The 16989-nt window shown below is 73.9% G+C and carries 14 protein-coding genes and 1 riboswitch; of the genes, 5 read left to right on the top strand and 9 right to left on the bottom strand.

Annotated elements, in window-relative coordinates; all coding sequences use genetic code 11:
* The first annotated feature begins 165 nt into the window (after positions 1-165).
* Together V1260_RS14025 and V1260_RS14020 are read left to right on the top strand one after the other, a co-directional pair.
* Entirely contained in the window at positions 166-1437 is a 1272-nt protein-coding gene (locus V1260_RS14025; protein ID WP_442878163.1) for a pyridoxal phosphate-dependent aminotransferase, read from the top strand.
* A gap of 13 nt (positions 1438-1450) precedes the next feature.
* A complete protein-coding gene (locus V1260_RS14020) occupies positions 1451-2506 on the top strand; it encodes an adenosine deaminase (RefSeq protein WP_329747443.1) in 1056 nt (351 codons plus the stop codon).
* On the opposite strand, the gene galK is transcribed toward V1260_RS14020, so the two are convergent.
* From galK to V1260_RS14005, 3 genes are read right to left on the bottom strand one after another with little or no spacing between them, the layout of a single operon-like run.
* Positions 2448-3647 carry a galactokinase gene (galK, locus tag V1260_RS14015; RefSeq protein WP_329747442.1) on the bottom strand — a complete coding sequence of 400 codons (1200 nt, stop codon included), beginning with the start codon at positions 3645-3647 and terminating at the stop codon, positions 2448-2450. The genes V1260_RS14020 and galK overlap by 59 nt on opposite strands.
* A 45-nt stretch (positions 3648-3692) precedes the next feature.
* The gene (locus tag V1260_RS14010; RefSeq protein WP_329747441.1) at positions 3693-5120 is read right to left on the bottom strand and encodes a threonine/serine ThrE exporter family protein; all 1428 of its coding nucleotides are present in this window, start codon (positions 5118-5120) and stop codon (positions 3693-3695) included.
* Between the two features lie 28 nt (positions 5121-5148).
* Entirely contained in the window at positions 5149-5439 is a 291-nt protein-coding gene (locus V1260_RS14005) for a DUF3017 domain-containing protein (protein WP_329747440.1), read from the bottom strand.
* An 82-nt stretch (positions 5440-5521) separates the two neighbouring features.
* Here V1260_RS14005 and V1260_RS14000 point away from each other — a divergent pair, with 82 nt between their 5' ends.
* Positions 5522-7090 (top strand): aspartate ammonia-lyase, encoded by a 1569-nt coding sequence (locus tag V1260_RS14000; RefSeq protein ID WP_329747439.1) that lies wholly within the window; start codon positions 5522-5524, stop codon positions 7088-7090.
* A gap of 99 nt (positions 7091-7189) precedes the next feature.
* On the opposite strand, the gene ppk2 is transcribed toward V1260_RS14000, so the two are convergent.
* From ppk2 to purN, 3 genes are all read right to left on the bottom strand, one after another.
* On the bottom strand, positions 7190-8095 hold the full coding sequence (gene ppk2 / locus V1260_RS13995; protein WP_329747438.1) for a polyphosphate kinase 2: 906 nt from the start codon (positions 8093-8095) through the stop codon (positions 7190-7192).
* A 79-nt stretch (positions 8096-8174) separates the two neighbouring features.
* Positions 8175-9800: a bifunctional phosphoribosylaminoimidazolecarboxamide formyltransferase/IMP cyclohydrolase gene (gene purH / locus V1260_RS13990; protein ID WP_329747437.1), complete on the bottom strand. Its 1626-nt coding sequence runs from the start codon at positions 9798-9800 to the stop codon at positions 8175-8177.
* Between the two features lie 35 nt (positions 9801-9835).
* Positions 9836-9912, bottom strand: a riboswitch (ZMP/ZTP riboswitch).
* Positions 9909-10481, bottom strand: a complete 573-nt coding sequence (gene purN, locus V1260_RS13985) for a phosphoribosylglycinamide formyltransferase (RefSeq protein WP_329747436.1) — start codon at positions 10479-10481, stop codon at positions 9909-9911. (Overlaps the previous riboswitch by 4 nt.)
* A gap of 75 nt (positions 10482-10556) precedes the next feature.
* On the opposite strand from purN, the gene V1260_RS13980 reads away from it, so the two are divergent.
* Positions 10557-10967: a hypothetical protein gene (locus V1260_RS13980; RefSeq protein WP_329747435.1), complete on the top strand. Its 411-nt coding sequence runs from the start codon at positions 10557-10559 to the stop codon at positions 10965-10967.
* Here the strand turns inward: V1260_RS13980 and V1260_RS13975 are convergent.
* The gene (locus tag V1260_RS13975; protein ID WP_329747434.1) at positions 10945-12573 is read right to left on the bottom strand and encodes a cell division protein PerM; all 1629 of its coding nucleotides are present in this window, start codon (positions 12571-12573) and stop codon (positions 10945-10947) included. The two genes, V1260_RS13980 and V1260_RS13975, sit on opposite strands and share 23 nt — an antisense overlap.
* A gap of 97 nt (positions 12574-12670) precedes the next feature.
* Between V1260_RS13975 and V1260_RS13970 the strand changes: the two genes are divergently transcribed.
* Positions 12671-13975 carry an isochorismate synthase gene (locus V1260_RS13970; RefSeq protein ID WP_329747433.1) on the top strand — a complete coding sequence of 435 codons (1305 nt, stop codon included), beginning with the start codon at positions 12671-12673 and terminating at the stop codon, positions 13973-13975.
* On the opposite strand, the gene V1260_RS13965 is transcribed toward V1260_RS13970, so the two are convergent.
* Positions 13936-15288, bottom strand: a complete 1353-nt coding sequence (locus V1260_RS13965) for a S1C family serine protease (RefSeq protein WP_329747432.1) — start codon at positions 15286-15288, stop codon at positions 13936-13938. The two genes, V1260_RS13970 and V1260_RS13965, sit on opposite strands and share 40 nt — an antisense overlap.
* Positions 15289-15302: 14 nt before the next feature.
* A complete protein-coding gene (menD, locus tag V1260_RS13960) occupies positions 15303-16979 on the bottom strand; it encodes a 2-succinyl-5-enolpyruvyl-6-hydroxy-3-cyclohexene-1-carboxylic-acid synthase (protein ID WP_329747431.1) in 1677 nt (558 codons plus the stop codon).
* Positions 16980-16989: the final 10 nt, after the last annotated feature.

Below are 16989 nucleotides of genomic sequence, written 5' to 3'. Positions count from 1 at the left end.
ACCAGCATACAAGTCCAGCGGCCCGCGGGCGAATCGCCTGGAAGCAGATCACATCGCGGGATGTCCCGCCGCGCTCCGGGACGCTCTGAGCGCGCTCGGGGCGCGCGCCCGCCCACTCCTCGTGATTGCCTGGCACGCCGGGCCGTCCTCTGCCACGATGGGCCGGTGACCACCGACGACGCGCACCCCGCAAGCCCCACCGGCTCCCCCGACGCACCGCTCAGCACCGCGGCACCCGCCGCCCCGCGCCGTATCTCGCGGCGCGTCGGCGCGATCGCCCCCTCGGCCACCCTCGCGGTGGACGCGACGGCGAAGGCACTCAAGGCCGCGGGCCGTCCCGTGATCGGCTTCGGCGCGGGCGAGCCGGACTTCCCCACGCCGCAGCACATCGTGGATGCCGCGATCGAGGCCGCGCAGGATCCGGCCGCCCACCGCTACTCCCCCGCCGCCGGGCTGCCGGCGCTGCGCCAGGCTCTCGCCGAGGCCGCCACCGCCTCCACCTCGGTCCCCTTCGAGGCGGCGCAGACCCTCGTCACCAACGGTGGCAAGCAGGCCGTCTACCAGGCCTTCGCGACCCTGCTCGACCCGGGTGACGAGGTCATCCTGCCGGCCCCGTACTGGACCACCTACCCCGAGGCGATCCGCCTCGCGGGCGGCGTCGAGGTCCCGGTGCTCGCCGGCGTGGACCAGGGGTACGTCCCCACCCTCGAGCAGCTCGAGACGGCTCGCACCGAGCGCACCCGCGCTGTCCTGGTCTGCTCGCCGTCCAACCCCACCGGGGCCGTGCTCAGCGCGGAGCAGCTCGCCGAGATCGGCCGCTGGGCGCTCGAGCACGGGATCTGGGTGATCACCGACGAGATCTACCAGCACCTCACCTACGACGGCGTCGAGTTCACGTCGATCCTGCGCGCGGTCCCCGAGCTCGCCGACACCACCGTGATCCTCGGCGGCGTCGCGAAGACCTTCGCGATGACCGGCTGGCGGGTCGGGTGGATGATCGGTCCGGCGGACGTCATCAAGGCCGCGGCGAACCTGCAGTCGCACCTCACCTCGAACGTCAACAACATCGCGCAGCGGGCGGCGCTCGCGGCGCTCACCGGGCCGATGGAGCCGGTCGATGAGATGCGCACCGCCTTCGACCGTCGGCGCCGCGCCATCGTCGAGAAGCTCTCCGCGGTGCCCGGCTTCACGGTCCCCACGCCCACCGGTGCCTTCTACGCCTTCCCGGACGTCTCCGGGGCGCTCGGTCGCACCGTGCGCGGCCGCGAGGTGACCACCTCGGCCGAGCTCGCGACCGTGATCCTCGAGGAGGCGGAGGTCGCGGCCGTGCCGGGCGAGGCCTTCGGCGCCCCCGGTCATCTGCGCTTCTCCTACGCGCTCAACGACGAGGATCTCGCCGCGGGCATCGACCGGGTCATCGCCCTGCTCTCCGAGTGACGTCGCGGGTCCAGTGACCGGCCGGGATCTCGCGGCGCTGCCGAAGGCGCATCTGCACCTGCACTTCACCGGGTCGATGCGCCTTCGGACCCTGCGCGAGCTCGCCGCCGAGCGCTCGATCCGGCTGCCCCGCTCCCTCACGGACGACGAGGCGCTCTCGGTCGAGCCCACCCGTCGCGGCTGGTTCCGCTTCCAGCGGCAGTACGACACGGCCCGCGCCGTCGTCGACTCCGAGGCGGCGATGCGGCGCATCGTGCGGGAGGCTGCGGAGGACGATGCCGCGGAGGGCTCCGGGCGGCTCGAGCTGCAGGTCGACCCGACGAGCTACGCCCCTTTCGTCGGCGGCATCACCCCGGCCCTCGAGATCGTCCTGGACGAGGCGGAGCGGGCCGAGCGCGCCACGGGCGTGAGCCTCGGCATCGTCGTCGCCGCCTCCCGCACCCGCCACCCGCTGGACGCCCGCACCCTCGCCCGCCTCGCCGTGCGCCATGCGGGGCGTGTGGTCGGCTTCGGCCTGTCCAACGACGAGCGCCGCGGCGCGACCGCCGAGTTCGCCGGAGCCTTCCGGATCGCCCGCGAGGCGGGACTGCTGTCGGTCCCGCACGGCGGGGAGTTGCTGGGACCGATGCACGTGGCCCAGGTGGTCGACCACCTCGGGCCGCACCGGCTCGGCCACGGGGTGCGCTCCGCGGAGGACCCGGCGCTGCTCGAGCGGATCGTCGCGGCCGGCATCGGCCTCGAGGTGTGCCCCGCCTCGAATGCCGCACTCGGCGTGGTCGCCGCACCGGAGCTGGTCCCCCTGCGGGCCCTCCTCGACGCGGGCGCTCAGGTGGCGCTCGGCGCCGACGACCCGCTGCTGTTCGGCTCGCGCCTTGTGGACCAGTACCGCATCGCCCGGGCGATGGGCATCGACGACGCGGGTCTGGCCGCCCTCGCGGCCTCCTCGATCCGGCTCTCCGCCGCCCCGGCCGCCGTGCAGGAGCGCCTGCTCGCCGGGGTGCGGGAGTGGCTCAGCGGTCCTGTCCCGCCCCTTCCTCCGGGAGGGCCAGGAAGAACTGCGGAGCGGTGAAGCCCTGCTCGGCGAAGGCCGCGGCGATGGCGCTCGCGACCTGCTCGGCGGCGTCGGCCTCGATCAGGGCGATGGTGGAGCCGCCGAAGCCGCCGCCGGTCATACGCGCCCCGTGGCCGCCCGCGGCGCGGGCGGCCTCGACGGCCACGTCGAGCTGGGGGACGGTCACCTCGTAGTCGTCGCGCAGCGAGTCATGGGAGGCGTTCAACAGTGTGCCGAGGGCCGCAACGTTCTCGCGGACGGTCCCGGCGGCGAGCAGCTCGTCGAACTCGCGCACGCGCTGGATCTCGGTGACGACATGGTGGGCGCGGCGGCGCACCAGCGGATCCGCGATCCTCTCGACGTCCGCCACGGAGGCGTCGCGCAGGGTGGCGACGCCCAGCTCGGCGGCGGCCCGTTCGCTGTCGGCACGGCGCGCGGTGTACTCGCCGTCGACGTGGGAGTGCTCGGCGCGGGTGTCGGTGATCAGCAGGGCCAACCCCTGGGAGGCGAGGTCCCACGGCACGGGCCGGGTGGAGAAGTCACGGCAGTCCAGGAACAGGGCGTGTCCGGCGCGGGAGAGCACCGAGGCGGACTGGTCCAGGCCACCGGTCGAGGCCCCGGCGCAGTCGGTCTCGGCGGTGATCGCGGCGCGCACCCGCTGCAGGCGCGTGGTGCCGAGGCCGAGCAGCGCCTCGATCGCCTCGGCGGCGGCGCACTCGAGGGCGGCGGAGCTGGACAGGCCCGCGCCGAGCGGCACCTGGCCGTCGATGAGGATGTCCATGCCCTGGGTGACGGCGCCGGAGATGTAGGGGCGCAGCGCCCACAGCACGCCGGCCACGTAGGCGGGCCAGCCCTCGACGGCGCCGGGCTCGAGCTGCTGGGCGTCGAGGTCGAGCACCACATCGTCCTGCACCGAGCGCAGGCGCACCCGGTCGGTGGGGGTGCGGGCCGCGGCGGCGAAGCAGCGGTGCGAGATCGCCATCGGGAGGCAAAGCCCGTCCTGGTAGTCGACGTGCTCGCCGATGATGTTGACGCGGCCCGGGGCGGACCACACGCCGTCGGGCGCATACCCGAAGGACTCGACGAACCGGGCCTCTGCGCGGGCTGCGGCCTCCTCGCGAGCGGGGGCTGCGGACAGCGCGACGGCGGTCGAGGTCATGGTGGTCCTTCCGAGGGTGTGAGAGGGCGTCGGCCAGTGTAGCCGTCAGCGGCCCTCACCCTCGTCCTCGAACAGGGCCGGGTTCAGGGCTGTCATCTCCCCCGTCATCGTCGACGGCTCGATCACCGGGGTGCCGCGGCGGCGGGAGCGCCGCGAGCCGAGCGTCAGCCGCCGACGGCGCAGGGTCGTGAACGGGGAGGAGATGCTGGGGGTGTAGGCGATGCCCGAGCGGCGGAACAGCGGCAGCGCCCGGGAGGCGAGGAGCTGGCCCAGCACGGCGCCCGCGGCGATCCCGACGGCGATCTCCCCCGCCCCGAAGAGCTCGCCGATGCCGCCCATGACGTCGTCCCCGAGGGCGAGCAGCCCGCGGTAGATGAGGCTGCCGGGCACCAGCGGGATGATCCCGCCCATCACGAACAGGAGCGCGGGGGCGCGCAGCCGGTCACCGAGCACGGCGGCGAGGGCGCCCGCCCCGAAGGCGACGATCGCGACCACGTACACGCGCTCGAGCGCGAGGGAGGTGAGCAGGTGGGCGACGAGCCCGGAGACCGCCGCGACGACCGAGATCCAGGGCAGCACCCGCCACGGCACCTGGGTGCCGACGCCGTACCCGAGACCCATCCCGACCCCGGAGACGATCACCACCAGGACCGTGGTGAGCGACAGCGGCATCGAGGCGCTCACCGAGATGTCCGCCCCGATCAGGTCGGCGAGGAGCATCCCGGCCCGGACCCCGGCGACGATGCCGACGGTGAGCATCAGCGTCTCGAGGATCCGGCCCGCCGCGGTCACGTACCAGCCGGTGACGGCATCCTGCACGGCACCGATCGAAGTGAGCCCCGCGAGCTGCACGATGATGCACGAGACCACCACGATCGAGGAGTTCACGCTCGGGTTCACGAGGCTCACCAGCACCGCCGCGAAGACCGCGACGAAGCCGCCGAGGGCCTGCGCGTAGAACAGCGGGATGTGCCGGCGGGCGAGGACCTCCATCGCCGCGATCAGCAGGCCGGCGGCGAGGGTCGCGGTGATCACCACCAGGGTGCCGGCGCCGAAGCTGAGCGCGGCCGCACCGCCCATCATCGCGAAGCCGGCGACCACGAGCGGGAGCCGGTAGGCGGGCGGCGACTGCGGGATCGCCTCGACCTGCCGTCGCGCCTCCTCGAGGCCGATCGCGCCGGTGATGTACCCGTGGGTGACGTCCTCGAAGGCGGCCAGGCGCGCGAAATCCTGCACGCGCGCGCTCGCCGAGCGCACCCGGGTGAAGGGTGTCGAGGTCTCGTCGGTCAGGTACGAGATGGTGATCTCGTCGAAGGTGACCTGGACGGAGACGTTGCGCAGACCGGAGGAGCTGGTGATCCGCAGGACGGTCGCGGTCACCTCGGAGGCGGCCGCACCGTTGGTCAGCAGCCCCTCCCCGATCCGCATGGCGAGGTCGAACACGGCATGGAGCCGGGTGGAGGAGGTGGGCACGCGACGATCGTGCCACACCCGCGAGGGCTCAGAGGTTCGGGGACAGCGAGAGCACACCCACGCCCACGGCGAGCAGCAGCAACACGCCCACGTCCACCGCCCGGTGCCGCACCGCGAGCGCCCCCACGGCCCGCACCGGCAGCAGCGCCCGCGCGGCCGCGAGACCCACCAGCAGGGCGGACAGCATCGCCCCGGCGATCGGTACGGACCACAGCGCGCCGACCGCGACGATCACCGCGAGGGCGGGCAACGCGATCGCGAGGACCGTCTGGCGCCGGAACGCGGCGCGCAGGGTGAACGGGGAGCGATCGGTCGGCACGGGCCCATGCTACGGGCAGGGGCGGCTACGCTGGCCGCGGCCGGCAGCGCCGTCGGCCCCCGCCCCGATCTGGAGGAGCCCCATGACCACCCCCGGAGCGACCCGCCTCGAGCACGACCTGCTCGGCGATCGCGAAGTGCCCGCCGACGCGTACTACGGGGTGCAGACCCTGCGCGCCCAGGAGAACTTCCACATCACCGGGGTGCCGCTGTCGCACTTCCCCCGGCTCATCGAGGCCCTCGCCCAGGTCAAGCGCGCCGCCGCGCGCGCGAACCACTCCTTCGGCGTCTTAGAGGGAGAGCGCGCCGCAGAGAGAGAGCAGGCCTGCGCCGAGATCGCGGACGGCGCGCTGCACGAGCACTTCGTGGTCGACATGATCCAGGGCGGGGCCGGAACCTCGACGAACATGAACGCCAACGAGGTGATCGCCAACCGCGCGCTCGAGATCCTGGGGCGGGAGAAGGGCGACTACGCCCACCTGCACCCCAACAACCACGTGAACCTGGCCCAGTCCACCAACGACGTGTACCCGACCGCGGTGCGCCTCGCGATGATGCTGTCCTTCCCCGCTCTGGCCGATGCGATGGACCATCTCATCGGGACCCTGCGCGCGAAGGGCGAGGAGTTCTCGCAGGTGCTCAAGATGGGCCGCACCCAGATGCAGGATGCGGTCCCGATGACGGTCGGCCAGGAGTTCAACGCCTGGGCCACCACCATCAGCGAGGACGTCGAGCGGCTGACCCGAACGGCGCGGTTGTTCCGGGAGATCAACCTGGGCGCGACCGCAATCGGCACCGGCATCACCACCGACCCCCGCTATGCCCAGCTCGCCGCGAAGGAGCTCTCGGAGATCACGGGTCAGCCCTTCGTGGTCGCCGCCGACCTGGTGGAGGCCACGAGCGACACCGGGGCCTTCGTGACCTTCTCCGGGGTGCTCAAGCGCATCGCGGTGAAGATCTCGAAGATCTGCAACGACCTGCGGCTGCTCTCCTCGGGCCCGCGAGCCGGCCTCGCGGAGATCACCCTGCCCGCGGTCCAGCCGGGCTCCTCGATCATGCCGGGGAAGGTCAACCCGGTGATCCCCGAGGTCGTCAACCAGGTCGCCTTCGAGGTGATCGGCAACGACCTCACCGTCACCTTCGCGGCCGAGGGCGGGCAGTTGCAGCTCAACGCCTTCGAGCCCGTGATCTGCTACAACATCCTCGAGTCGACCCGGATCATGACCCGCGCGATGAACACCCTCGCCGATCGCTGCATCGCCGGGATCACCGTCAACGAGGACGTCCTGGGGGACTACCTGCACCGGTCGATCGGCGTGGTCACCGCGCTCGTGCCCGTGATCGGCTACGCCGCGGCGACCGACATCGCCTCCACCGCGCTGCGGACCGGGCGCCCCGTGCGGGAGCTGGTCATCGAGCGGGGTCTGCTGGACGAGCGCCGCCTCGAGGGGCTGCTCTCCCCCGCCTCGATGACCGCGCCGGTGCGCCCCACCGCCACCGGCACGATCCCCGCCCTCCTCGCCGAGGAGCTCGACTCCGGCGAGGTCGCCCCGCCGCCCGGGTCGGGCGCCGGGACCGCCGGGGCCGCGCAGAACGCTCAGGACGCTGAAGACGCTGAGTCTGCCCACGACGCGGAGCACGGCACCGTCTGAACCGCGCCCCGGAGACGCCGACGGGCGGCACCCACTGGGGGTGCCGCCCGTCGGCGGTTCGGCGCGCGGCTCAATGCACGGCTCAGCGCGCGGAGGGCCTCACTCGTCGGCCTCCTCCTGCTTTCCGCGCATGACGAGCTTCGGATCGGGCTGGCCGACGACCTCGTGGTCCTTGCCGTCGTACTCGAACTGCGAGAGGAAGTAGCGCATGGCGTTGAGCCGGGCGCGCTTCTTGTCGTTGGAGCGGATGATCGTCCACGGTGCGTAGCGCTTGTCCGTGCGGCGGAACATCTCCTCCTTGGCCTGCGTGTACGCCTCCCAGCGGTCGAGGGATTCGAGGTCCATCGGGGAGAGCTTCCAGCGACGCACGGGGTCCAGCTGGCGGATCGCGAACCGGGTCCGCTGCTCCTTCTGGGAGACGGAGAACCAGAACTTGGTGACGTGGATCCCGGAGTCCACCAGCATCCGCTCGAAGTGCGGGACCTGGTTCATGAAGGTCTCGTACTGCTCGGGCGTCGCGAAGCCCATCACCCGCTCGACCCCGGCCCGGTTGTACCAGGAGCGGTCGAAGAGAACCATCTCGCCCGCGGTGGGCAGGTGCTGGATGTAGCGCTGGAAGTACCACTGGCCGCGCTCGCGGTCGCTGGGCTTGTTGAGCGCGACGGTGCGGGCGGTGCGGGGGTTCAGGTGCTCGGTGAAGCGCTTGATGGTGCCGCCCTTGCCGGCCGCGTCCCGCCCCTCGAAGATGATGATCGCCTTCTGATCGTTGTCCTCGAGCCAGTACTGGTACTTCAGCAGCTCGACCTGCAGGTGGTACTTCTCCCGCTCGTACTCGTCGCGGTCCATGCGCGTGTCGTACGGGTAGCCCTCCTGCCAGGTGTAGACCGGGTTGCCCTGGGGATCGATGAGATCCGGATCCGGGGTGTGCCCGTCGGCGACCGTGTACCCCTCCTCGCGCAGGTGCTCGATGTACTCGCGCAGGGACTGGTTGTCGGGGATCTTCACGGTCTCTCCTCCATGGGGTCGCGGGATGTCGGCGCGAGCGTAGGGTCCTTCGGTGGCCGGGGGGTGAACAGCGCTGCGGTCAGTGGGCGAAGTGGCGGGTGCCCGTGAGATACATCGTGACTCCCGCGGCGCGGCAGGCCTCGACGACCTCCTCGTCGCGGATCGAGCCGCCGGGCTGCACGATCGCGCGCACGCCGGCGTCGAGCAGGATCTGCGCACCGTCGGCGAAGGGGAAGAAGGCGTCGGAGGCGGCGACCGCGCCGCGAGCCCGCTCGACGCCCTCCCCGCCGAGGGTGTTGGCGCGGGTCACGGCCAGGCGGCACGAGTCCAGGCGGTTGACCTGGCCCATGCCGATGCCGACGGCGGCGCCGCCCGCGGCGAGCAGGATCGCGTTGGACTTCGCGCCGCGCACCGCGCGCCAGGCGAAGGCGAGGTCGGCGAGGGTGTCCGCGTCGGCCGGCTCACCGGCGGCGAGGGTCCACTGCGCGGGATCGTCGCCCGCGGCGTCGATCGCGTCGGCGTCCTGGACCAGGGTGCCGCCCCAGATGTGGCGGACCTCGAGACCGGTGCGGGGACGATCCTCGACCTGCAGGATGCGCAGGTTCTTCTTGGTGCGCAGCAGCTCCAGGGCGGCGTCCTCGTAGCCCGGAGCGAGGATGACCTCGGTGAACACGGGCTTGACCTGCTCGGCCATCGCGAGGGTGACAGGCCGGTTCGCGGCGATCACGCCGCCGTAGGCGGAGACCGGGTCGGTCGCGTGGGCGGCGGCGTGCGCGGCGGCGATGTCGGTGCCCTCGGTGACGGTCGCGATGCCGCAGGGGTTGTTGTGCTTGACCACGGCGACGGCCGGGGTGTCGAAGTCGTAGGCGGCGCGCAGGGCGGCGTCGGCGTCGACGTAGTTGTTGTAGCTCATCGGCTTGCCGCCGAGCAGCTCCGCGCCCGCGAGACCGGGGGTGTCCGCGTCGGAGACCGCGAGGCGGGCGCGCTGGTGCGGGTTCTCGCCGTAGCGGAGGGTCTGGGTGAAGCCGTAGGCGGCGGCGTCCTCGTCGGAGAGGTCCAGCAGGTTCGGCTCGGCACCGTCGCCCTCGCCGGGCTCCTCGTCCTCGGAGAGCCGCGCGGTCATCCACTCGGAGATGGCCGTGTCGTAGTCCGCGGTGACGGTGAAGGCGATCGCGGAGAGCTCCTGGCGCTCGGCCAGGGTGAAGCCGCCCGCCGCGGCGGCCCGGGCCGCGTCGGCGTAGCCCTCGGGCTCGACCACCACGGCGACGCTCGCGAAGTTCTTCGCGGCGCCGCGCACCATGGAGGGGCCGCCGATGTCGATCTTCTCGATGATCTCGTCGAAGCTGCCGCCCGCGGCGACGGTGTCGGAGAACGGGTACAGGTTCACGACGACGAGGTCGAAGGGGGCGATGCCGTGCTCGTCGAGCTGGGCGCGGTGCGTCTCGAGGCGCTGATCGGCGAGGATCCCGCCGTGGACCCGCGGGTGCAGGGTCTTGACGCGGCCGTCGAGCATCTCCGGGAAGCCGGTGACGGTCTCGACCTCGGTCACCGCGATCCCGGCGTCGCGGACGGTCGCGGCGGTCGAGCCGGTGGAGACGATCTCGGCGCCGGCGTCCGCGAGGGCGCGGGCCAGGTCGACGATGCCGTCCTTGTCGTAGACGGAGAGCAGGGCGCGGCGGATCGGGCGACGGTCGGTGGCGGTCACGAGGGCTCCTCGGTCAGGTGTGCTGCGGTCGTTGCGGTGGACACCCAGGCGGTCGATGTCCACGTGATCACTCCCCGGTGGTCTCCCACCTGCGCCAGTCGTGTGCGCTCAGGGTATCGCGGTCAGGCGGCGCACCACGTCGACGAGCAGCGGCTGCTCCGCGGCCTTGATGCGCTCGTGGAGGGTCTCCTCGGTGTCGTCCTCGAGGACCGGGACCGCCACCTGGGCGAGGATCCGCCCCGTGTCGACCCCGGCATCGACCTCGATCACGGTGGCGCCGGTGATCTTCACGCCGTGGGCGAGGGCGTCGCGGACCCCGTGCGCCCCGGGGAAGGAGGGCAGCAGCGCCGGGTGGGTGTTCAGGAGACGGCCGCCGTAGGCGTCGAGCAGGGGGGCGCCGACGAGCTTCATGAAGCCCGCGAGGACTACCAGCTGCGGATCGTGCGCGGCGACGGCCGCGGCGAGCGCCCGGTCCCACGAGTCCCGGTCCGGATGGTCGGCGAGCGCGACGATCTCGGTGGGGATCCCCGCGGCCCGGGCGTGCTCGAGGCCGGCGGCCTCCCGGTCGGCGATCACGCCGACGACGCGGAAGGGGGCGTCCGCCTCGCGGGCCGCGCGGAGCAGCGCGGCGAGGTTCGAGCCGGTGCCGGAGATGAGGACGACGACGGGGGTGCTGGTCACCCGCCCAGGGTAGTCCGGGAGCTCGCCCCGCCGCCGGGACGGGCAGCTCTCGGACCGGACGGGCAGAATGGGGTGATGAGCGAGCAGCCCCCGCGCCCCCAGGACCGTCCCCTCGAGCGGCATCGTCGGCTGCTCGCCGCCCTCACCGTGGCGATGCTCGCCTCCTGGCTGCTGATGATGGCGCCGCTCCCGTTCGCACTGGGGTCGGGGCTGACCGGGCTCGCGGCGCTCGTGCTGCTGGTGCTGCTGTCGATCGAGGCTTTCCGCCGCCGACGGGTCGCCCTCGGCGTGCTCGGCCTGGTGGTGGGGGTGCCCGCGACGCTGCTGATCATCGCGGGCGCGGCGATCTCGGCGCTCTTCTACCAGCCCCTGGCCGAGCTCGAGGCGTGCCGGGCCGAGGCGATCACCGAGCAGGCCCGCGCGGCCTGCACCGCCGAGGGGCAGGACGCGATGGTCAGCTGGGTCAGCTCCGTCGTGGGCGGCTGAGCTCGTCCTCCACCGGGGAGTCGGGGCTCGTCGCGGCGGGGGTCGGGGACGCGGGTGAGGCCGCAGTTCCCGGCGAGGCGGCGGTTCCTGCGGAGGCAGGGGTCCGCGCCGATCCGGCCGATGCCTCCGACGCGGGGGTTCCTGCCGCGTCCCGCGCCGACTCCGGACTCGCCGCCGCCCGCCGCGGCAGGCGGGCGGCGAGGGCTCCGCGGACCCGCTCCAGGCGGGAGGCGGCACCGCCGCCGGCCCCGGAGCCGCCGTCGGCCGCGAAGCCTCCGTAGGCCCCGGAACCGCCGTCGGCCCCGGACCCCGCGGTTCCGCCCGCGGAGCGGCTCCCCTCCCCCGTGAGCTCGGCGCGCTCGGCGGTCTCGGCCCGCTCGACGCGCTGACGCAGCCAGGGGATCAGGCCACTGCCGAGCACCCCGATCACGAGCACCGTCGGGACCAGCACGATCAGGGCGAGCGGCAGCAGCAGCTCGTCGAGCACCGGGCCGAGATGGCGCAACCGGCCCTCGCCGACCCCTCCCGTGGCCAGGCCCACGATGAGCACTGTCCCCACGAGCACCGCCACGGGGTAGCCGATCCACGCGGTGACGCGCTCGCGCCAGGGCAGGTCCTCGAGGTCGCGCACGAGGCGCACCGCGCCGAGGACCACCGGCACGGCCGGCAGCACGATTAGCCCCCAGACGGCGTCCGGGAAGTCGCCGGGCTGCGGGAGGGCGCCGAGCATCGGGAGCGCGGGCAGCACGCCGGTCTCCGCGCCGTCGAGCGAGATCCCGGTGGACGTGCCGAGCTCGACGGTGCCGCCGGAGAGCACCACGAGCGCCCACACGGCGAGCAGCGGCAGCAGGGCGAGCTGGATCAGGGACAGCACGAGCCCGCCGACGGGACCCGGGTCGAGCTGGGCGAAGAGCGCGGACTGCGCCGGGACGGACAGCAGGAGCATCACCAGCACCGTCGCGAGTCCCAGGGCGAGGAGGCCCGCCACCGCGAGCAGCGTGGCGCGCGCCACCGAGCCCCAGGGGCGGGGCAGCAGCTCGAGCACCCGCACCCCCGGCACGGTCGCCGTCGCCTCGCGGCGCAGGGACCACAGCAGGCCCGCGAGCCCGCCGAGCATCGCGACCAGCGCCCCGGACACCAGGGCGGAGGGGAGCACCGGGCTCACCAGGGCGCTGCGACCGATCGCCGCCACGAGGGCGAGGCCGATCGCGTAGACGAGGACGTAGATCCCGAGCGCTCCACCCGCATCGCGCAGCGCCCGATCGCGCAGCACCCCGTCCTCGCGCACGAGCAGCAGGGCGCGGCCCACCCGCCGCATCCCGGCGGCGCAGAGCACCACGAGCACCAGGAGCAGGCCGAGGGGCGTGAGGGTGACGGCGCCGTCGATCGCGCCCGTGGTCAGCACGAGACCGCCGCCGTGGCCGAGCACGAGGAGGTTCAGCGCGATGAGGATCGCGTCGAGCGCCGTCGCGGACGAGCGGGTGGCGACGACCTGGGCGGCGAGAGCCGGCACGACCACGAGCGCGAGGGCGGTGCCGAGGGACACGATCGCCGCGAGCGCTCCCCGGACCAGGGGTGTCGCGATGCTCTCGGTCTGGTTGCTCACGCACTGCTCCTCGAACGCCCACTGCACACGGTCCGCGGCCTTCGCCGCCGCCCCATGGTCGCACCTCGCGACCCCTGGGTGCCGCATAATGACACGGATGTCCGACCACAGCCCGAGCCCCGAGATCCTCGTGCGCACCGTGCGCCTCGAGGAGGACGTCGACCTGCTCGGCCACCTTCCTCGCGGGCTCAGCGGGGCGTGGCTGCGCCACGGGCAGGGTGTGGTCGCGATCGGGTCGACCTGGTCGGTGCAGACCTCCGGCCCCCACCGCTTCGGCGCCGCCAGCTCGGCCTTCCGCGCGCTCGCGGCGACGGCCCGCGTCGACGACGAGGTCCGCACCCGCACCTCGGGTCTGATCGCGCTCGGATCCTTCTCCTACGCCGCCGGCTCGCCCCGCCCCTCGACGCTGCTCGTCCCCCGGGCCGTCCTCGGGGTGCACGACGGCGAGGCGTTCCTCACGGTCACCGCGATGGGCGAGGAGCCGCTTCTGCCCACCTCGTGGCGGGACCTGTTCCCCTCGACCCCCGTCGGCCCCCTCGGCGAGGGCGAGGATCTCGAGATCGAGCCGGACCACACGCCCGACGAGTACCAGGCGCTGGTGCAGGAGGCGGTCGCGGAGATCGCGGCCGGCCGCGCCGGGAAGGTCGTGCTCTCCGAGCGGACCGCGGTGCGCTCGGCCACCCCGCTCGAGCCCGCGCTGCTGCTCGCGCGCCTGGCCCGCGCCTATCCGAGCACGTGGGTCTACCACCTCGAGGACGTGATCGGGGCCAGCCCCGAGATGCTCGCCCAGACCGAGGAGGGCCGGGTGTTCTCCCGCGTGCTCGCCGGCACCCGCCCGGTGGCCGACGACGGCGAGCTCGACGAGGCCGACCGTCGCGCCTTCCGCGCCGACGCCAAGGAGCTCTCCGAGCACGCCTACGCCGCGGATTCGGTGGTCGAACGCCTCGTCGACCTCGCGGAGGACGTGGAGGTCTCCCCCGAGCCGTTCGTGCTCCGCCTCCCGGGACTGGAGCATCTCGCCTCGGACGTCACCGCCCGCCTGCGCGACGGCGTGACCAGCCTCGACGTGGCCGCCCGGTTGCATCCCTCGGCGGCCGTCTCCGGCACCCCGCGGGAGCAGGCCGACGCGATCATCGAGCGCCTCGAGCCGCATGACCGCGGCGGCTACGCCTCCCCCGTCGGCTGGATGGACGCCGACGGGGACGGGCAGTGGGCGATCGCGCTCCGGATGGCGCACCTGCGCGGCCCCCACGAGGTGGTGCTGCAGGCCGGCGGCGGTCTCGTCGCCGCCTCCGATCCGGTCTCCGAGCACGCGGAGGTGCTCGCCAAGTGCCGGCCGATGCTGCGCGCGCTGCGCGGGGATCAGGCCGAGCGGGATCCGAGCGTGACCTCGAGGGTCTGAAGCTCGTCCTCGCGCAGCACGGTGAGCGTGTGGGTGCTGCCCACCTCGAGGCCGCGGACCACCCCGGTCAGCGCCGCAGCGCTGCCGACGGGCGTGTCGTCGACCCGGGTGATCAGGTCGCCATCGCGCAGATCGCCGGCAGCGGCGGGGGCGTCCGGCTCGAGGGCCACCACCTCGGCCCCGCGATAGGTGGTCTCCCCCACCGTCGCGCTGCCATCGGTCGTGGTCACGCCGAGATAGGCGTGATCGGCGGAGCCGTCCTCGAGGAGCTGCTCGGCGATGAGCATCGCCGTGTTCGAGGGGATCGCGAAGCCGAGCCCGATCGACCCGGCCTGCCCCTCGCTGTTCGGGATCCCCGCGATCGCCGAGTTGATCCCGATGACCTGCCCGGAGGCGTCGACGAGGGGACCGCCGGAGTTGCCCGGGTTGATCGCGGCGTCGGTCTGGATCGCCGAGGTGTAGCTGGTGTCGGAACCGGAGGGGTCCTCGCCGGTCGCGGTCACCGGGCGGTCCACGGCGGAGACGATGCCGGTGGTGACGGTGTTCTCCAGGCCCAGCGGGGTGCCGAGCGCCATCACCGGTGCGCCCACCTCGACGGTGGAGGAGTCGGCGAAGGTCGCGGGGACGAGATCGTCCGGCGGGGAGAGGAGGCGGATGACGGCGAGATCGGTGGAGGTGTCGGAGCCCACCAGCTCCGCCTCGTAGCTGAGCCCCTCGCTCGTGGTGACCTGGATCCGGCTGCCGCCGGAGACGACGTGCTCGTTGGTGAGGATCGTGCCGTCGGCGTCCAGGACGATGCCGGTGCCCTGGCTGGTGCCGCCCTGGGTCGCGACCTGGATCGAGACCGCGCTCGGGGAGAGCTGCTCGGCGATCGCGGTCCAGTCCGGGTCCTGCGCGGTCGAGGCGGAGGCGACCGGGCTCGCCGTGGCGCCGTCGGCCGGGGCGGAGGCGGTGGTCGGGGCCGGTTCGTCGGCGAACAGCTCGTCGTAGGCGATGACCCCGCCGAGCGTCGCCCCGCTGGAGAGGATCATGCCCGCCGCGACGAGTCCCACGACGCCGCCCCATCCCGGACCGCGGCGCCGCGGGGCGGGGGCCGGGGCTGCGGCGGAAGCGGCGGCCGGGTCGGGGACCGGGGAGGCGGCGAGGGCCGGGACCGGGCTCAGCGGCTCGGTGGCGGGGCCGACGGGCTGCTGCTGCCACGTCGCGAGCTGCTGCGGCTGCAGCGGCGACGTGGGCTGCGGTTGCTGCTCCGGCGTGGGCTGCGGCTGGGGCCTGGGCTGGGGCTGCGGGGCGGGCGGGGTCAGGTCGTCCATCGGCTCTCCTTCGACTACGTGTTCCTCGGATCCGGTACGGACCCTTCTCGGACAACCAACACCCGCAGACCCTGTGCGGGCTGTACCAGAGCTGTGCGCAGGCTGTCGACGTCGACCCGGTGCGCCTCGGCGCCGAGGGCACGGGCCGCGGCGGCGAGGTCCGTGCCGTGCGGGGTGGTGAAGAAGCGGCGCAGCACCTCGGGCGGGGCGGCGGCATGCTCGAGGCCGCCGAAGATGCGGCCGCCGTCGTCGTCGACGACAATCACGTCGAGGTCGGGCCGCACCTCCTTGGGTCCGATGATCTGCCCGGTGAGGTCGTGGAGGGCGGTGAGGTCGCCGAGGAGCACGCGCACCCTCCCGGGGGTGTCCCGGCGCGCGAGGGACAGCCCGCCCGCGAGGGACACGGTGCCGTCGATCCCGGCGAGGCCGCGATTGGCGAGGACCCTGGCCGCGGTGGGGCCGGCGTGCTGGTCGAGGTCGCGGACCAGGCTCGAGGAGCCGAGCACCAGCACGTCCTCGGCGCCGCTCGCCTCCCACACGGTGAGCGCCGCACGCGCCTGCCAGGTCGTCGGTCCATCGGCCGGGGTCCGCTCCGCGGCGGCCCGCTGCCAGGCGTCACGGAGCGAGGGACCGTCGTCGGGGACCCGCTCGCCCCGGGCGGCGGGGACGACGAGGCGGGCGCGCCGGGCGGCATCGGCGAAGTCGGAGTGGCGGTCCACGACGATCACCTCGACGTCCTCCGCGCCGAGCAGTCCACCGAGCACCGGGCGGGAGAGCGTCGGGTGGCCGAGGACGATCGCCCGCTCGGGCCGCAGCGGATGCTGCGGATCGGCCATCACCTCGGCGAGCAGGGCGGGATAGCCGACGACGAGGCTGTCGCCGCCGCGGGCGCCGGAGTTGGGCTCGGCCAGCAGCGGGAGGTCGTGCTCCTCGGCGAGGGCGCGGGCGGCGGGGCCCGCGCCGTCCCCGGCGACGACCACGGTGCGCGAGGACACCGGCACCGGCTGCGGGGCGGGGGCGGGGGCGGGGAGGCGCCGAGTGATCACGAGGGACGGCCGCTTCCCCGGGGCGGGGGCCTGCTCGGGACGCGGGGTGAGCGGGTCCCGGAAGCCGAGGTTCACGTGCACGGGCCCGGGATGCTCCCCGGTCGCGGCGGCGTGGGCGCGGGCGAGGGTGGAGACGACGGTGCGCAGCTCGGCGTCGGTGGCCGCCGCGGCCGTGGGGGCGGGCAGATCGGCCTGGAAGCGCACGAAGGGGCTGAACAGTCCGGTCTGCACCGTGGTCTGGTTCGCGCCGGTGCCGCGCAGCTCGGCGGGCCGGTCGGCGGTGAGCAGCAGCAGCGGTATGCGCGAGTGGTGACCCTCCATCGCGGCGGCGAGGAGATGCGCGGTCGCGGTGCCGGAGGTGGTGAACACGGCGGCCGGGTGCGCCGGATCGTGGCGGCCGATGCCGAGGGCGGTGAAGGCGGCGGCCCGCTCGTCGATCCGCACGTGCGCCCGGATCCGTGCGGCGATCGGGGTGGACGCGAGCGCGTAGACGAGCGGGGCGGAGCGGGAGCCGGGGGCGAGCACCGCTTCGCGCACGCCGAGCTCCGCGAGGGCCGTCCACAGGGCCGTCGCGGCGTCCACCGCTCCGGAGCCGGTGGGGTCGGGGGCGGGGATCACGGCATCGGGGACGCGGGGCTCGGGCATGGGATGAGCG

Source organism: Brachybacterium sp. J144 (genome assembly GCF_036321705.1).
In the GTDB taxonomy this organism is placed as follows: Bacteria; Actinomycetota; Actinomycetes; order Actinomycetales; family Dermabacteraceae; genus Brachybacterium.
The sequence above is the reverse complement of the archived record's forward strand: the minus strand, read 5'-3'. Positions and strand labels throughout refer to the sequence as shown.